Annotated in this window: 5 protein-coding genes; 3 read left to right on the top strand and 2 right to left on the bottom strand. The window is 79.1% G+C overall.

The features are described 5' to 3' along the window. On the top strand, positions 1–223 hold a 223-nt coding region (locus K6U79_11440; protein MCL6522966.1), incomplete at its 5' end, for an acyl-CoA dehydrogenase. Positions 224–288: 65 nt separating this feature from the next. On the opposite strand, the gene K6U79_11435 is transcribed toward K6U79_11440, so the two are convergent. Together K6U79_11435 and K6U79_11430 are read right to left on the bottom strand one after the other, a co-directional pair. Next, positions 289–480, bottom strand: a complete 192-nt coding sequence (locus K6U79_11435) for a YHS domain-containing protein (protein ID MCL6522965.1) — start codon at positions 478–480, stop codon at positions 289–291. 47 nt (positions 481–527) lie between these two features. Beyond that, positions 528–959 carry a universal stress protein gene (locus K6U79_11430; protein ID MCL6522964.1) on the bottom strand — a complete coding sequence of 144 codons (432 nt, stop codon included), beginning with the start codon at positions 957–959 and terminating at the stop codon, positions 528–530. 174 nt (positions 960–1,133) lie between these two features. Between K6U79_11430 and K6U79_11425 the strand changes: the two genes are divergently transcribed. Both K6U79_11425 and K6U79_11420 read left to right on the top strand, forming a co-directional pair. Continuing rightward, the gene (locus K6U79_11425; protein MCL6522963.1) at positions 1,134–1,694 is read left to right on the top strand and encodes a methylated-DNA--[protein]-cysteine S-methyltransferase; all 561 of its coding nucleotides are present in this window, start codon (positions 1,134–1,136) and stop codon (positions 1,692–1,694) included. Continuing rightward, the gene (locus tag K6U79_11420; GenBank protein MCL6522962.1) at positions 1,691–2,965 is read left to right on the top strand and encodes a pyridoxal-phosphate dependent enzyme; all 1,275 of its coding nucleotides are present in this window, start codon (positions 1,691–1,693) and stop codon (positions 2,963–2,965) included. The genes K6U79_11425 and K6U79_11420 overlap by 4 nt, the downstream gene beginning before the upstream one ends. Positions 2,966–3,070 lie beyond the last annotated feature (105 nt).

The raw sequence follows: 3,070 nt of genomic DNA, 5'->3' as shown, positions 1-3,070 counted from the left end.
CGACCCGCTCGCCGAGGCCGTCGCCCGCCTGACGGTGGACCGCGCCGCACGGTGCGTCCGCCGGCTGGCCGGCCGGGTGCTGGCCCGCCTCTACCAGGGCGACGAGCTGCGCCTGCGCATGGCCGTGGTGGACCGCCTCACCGCGCGCGAGCCCCTGGACGAGGTCGGCCTCCGCCGCCAGATCGCCGAGCGCGTCCTCGAGGCGCGCGGCTACGTCGCCTGAGAGGCCGGCGGGCGGGGGAGGCGGCGCCTCCCCCCCCCCCTCCCCGCCCCGCGTCCCGCCGCCGCTCAGCCCCCCGGGGCCGCGTGCGGATCGGGCCGCGGCCCGCCGCCCGGGTAGGCCGCCGGATCGGCCTCGAAGGCTCGCCGGCAGGCGCGCGAGCAGAAGTAGAGCCGGGTTCCCTGGAAGTCCAGCACCTCGGCCCCCATCTCCAGCGCCGTCTCCTCCTCGAACTCCATGCCGCAGACCGGATCCCGCACCGTCGCCATGCTCCCGCCTCCCTCTCGGCGCGCGTCCGGAGCCGGCCTCACTGGACGATGAGGACGGCGCGCCGGGCGCGGTGGACCACCTTGTTGGAGACGCTGCCGGCCAGCATCTCCTGGAAGGGCCCGAGGCCGCGGCGGCCCATGACGATCAGGTCATAGCCGCCCTCCTGGGCCGCGCGGCAGATCTCGCCGGCCGGGTCTCCCACCGCCGTCAGCGGCACGTAGTCGAGGCCGCGCTCCCGTAGGGGGCCTGCGGCGGCCTCCAGCAGCTCCTCGGCGTGCCGCTCCTGCAGGACCGCCGGGTCCAGGCCGTTGGCCCGCAGCTCGTCGACCACGAAGAGCGGTACCGGCTCGCTGACCGTCAGAAGCGCCACCTCGGCCCCGGGGAGCGAGGCCGCCAGCTCGGCCGCGGCCGCCACCGCCCGCTGCGCGCTCTCGGAGCCGTCCACGGCGACCAGGATCTTCCGGAACATGCCGCTCCACCTCCGCCGCCGGCGAGCTCTCGCGCCGGCTCGCCCGGCTGTCTGGAGGAGGGATTCGGCGCGACACCGCCGGGCCCCTGGGCGGCCGCGGCCCGGACGTCGCTCCGCCGCCCGCTGCCGGCCCGCCTCCCTTATACTCCTGGCCGAGGGGGCGGAGGACGAAGGATGACCGGCTCTCGAGAAAAGGGGGCGCCCGCGGGGGTGGGAAGCCTCCCGCGGCTCCGCCTGGCTCCGCTACCCACTTCCTGGGGGCTCTTCCGGCTGGGTTGGACGGCGCGCGGCATCGCCTGGCTGGGTCTGCCCGGCCCTGACGGGGGCGAGGCGCCCCCGGCCGCCTGGCTGTCGCGTCACTTCCGCCCGGGGGAGGGCGCCGCCGCACCCGCGGAGCCGCCGGGCGACGTCGCCGGCCAGCTGGAGGCCTACCTGGCGGGCCGGTCGCACCGCTTCGACCTGCCCCTGGACCTGCGCGGGACGCCCTTCCAGCTGGCGGTCTGGCGCGAGCTGCTCCGGCTCGGCTGGGGCGAGCGCCTCTCCTACGGCGAGCTGGCGCTCCGCCTGGACCGTCCGGGCGCGGCGCGCGCGGTGGGGGCGGCCGTGGGCGCCAACCCGGTGCCCGTGGTCGTCCCCTGCCACCGCGTGGTGGCCGCCCATGGCCTGGGCGGCTACGCCGGTGGCGAGGCGATGAAGCGCCGCCTGCTCCTCCTGGAGGGCGGCGGGGCGGCATGACGCCCGGGCCCGAGCTGGCCGGGCTGCGCTGCGCCGCCTGCGGCGCCAGGCCCGCGGGGCCGGCCTGGCGCTGCCCGGCGTGCGGCGGGCTGCTGGAGTTCGAGCCGGAGGCGGGGCCGCCGTCGCTCCGGCTGGAACCCCCGCCCTACGCCGCCGCCCGCTGGCCGTGGGAGGCGAGCATCTGGCGCTGGGAGCCGCTCCTGCCGCGCGTGCCGGCCGCGGCGCGGGTGACACTGGGCGAGGGTGGCACGCCGCTCGTCCCGCTGGCGGCGGAGGGGGAGGCCGCCCCGGAGGAGGACGGCCTCTGGCTGAAGCTGGACTTCCTCCAGCCCACCGGCTCCTTCAAGGACCGGGGCGCCGCCTTTCTGGTCAGCTACCTGAAGGCGCAGGGCGTGCGCGAGGTGCGCGACGACTCCTCGGGCAACGCCGGCGTGGCGCTGGCCGCCTACGCCGCGCGCGCAGGCCTGGGCTGTCACGTCTTCGTCCCCGCCGGCAGCTCCGAGGGGAAGCGCGCCCAGCTCCGCCTCTTCGGCGCCGTCGCCCACGCCGTCGAGGGCGGGCGCGCGGCGGCGCGGCAGGCCGCCCAGGCGGAGGAAGCCCCCGGTTTCTACGCCAGCCACAACTGGCACCCGGCCTTTCTGGCGGGCCTGGAGACGCTGGGCTACGAGCTGGCGGCGGAGGTCGCCTCGCTGGTGGCGCCGGGCGGGCGCTGGCACGCGCTGGTGCCGGCCGGGCACGGAAGCCTGGTGCTGGCGCTGGGTCGCGCCTGGGAGCGGCTCGCGCCTCCCGGCGGGGGGGCGCCGGCGGCCGCCGGGTGGGCGGCGCCACCCGCCATCTGGGCGGTCCAGGCCGAGGGCGACGCCCCCCTCGCCCTGGCGCTGGAGGAAGGCTTGCCCGAGCCCTCCCCCCGCCTCCTGGCCGCGGCCCGCCGCCCCACGGCGGCGGAGGGGATCGCCGGCGCGCATCCCGTCCGCGGCCGCGAGGTGCTGGCGCACCTGCGCCGGAGCGGCGGCGGCGCGGTCCAGGTGACGGACGGGGAGATCGCCCTGGCCCTGCGCCGCCTGGCGGGGCAGGGGCTGCTGGTGGAGCCGACGGGGGCGGTGGCGCTGGCCGGCGCGTTCCGCCTGCGGCGCGAGGGGCGGCTGCCCGCGGGCGAGCCGGCGGTGGCCGTCCTCACGGGCAGCGGGCTGAAGGCGCCGGCGGCCGTCGCCCGCCTCGTCGCGGGCGCGGGCGACGACCCGGCGCCCGGGACGGACGGAGGGCCGGCGTGATCTCCCGGCTCCTCCTCTTTTACCTGCTGGGGGTCAACCTCTGGGCCTGGGGCCGGGCGACCCTGCACCTCCGGCCGGGCGCCGGCGCAAGCCTCGGCGGGCGGC

This window comes from Bacillota bacterium, assembly GCA_023511835.1.
Classification (GTDB): Bacteria; Bacillota; Sulfobacillia; order JAIMAT01; family JAIMAT01; genus JAIMAT01.
Note: the sequence above shows the minus strand (reverse complement) of the source record. Positions and strands in the feature narration are given on the sequence as shown.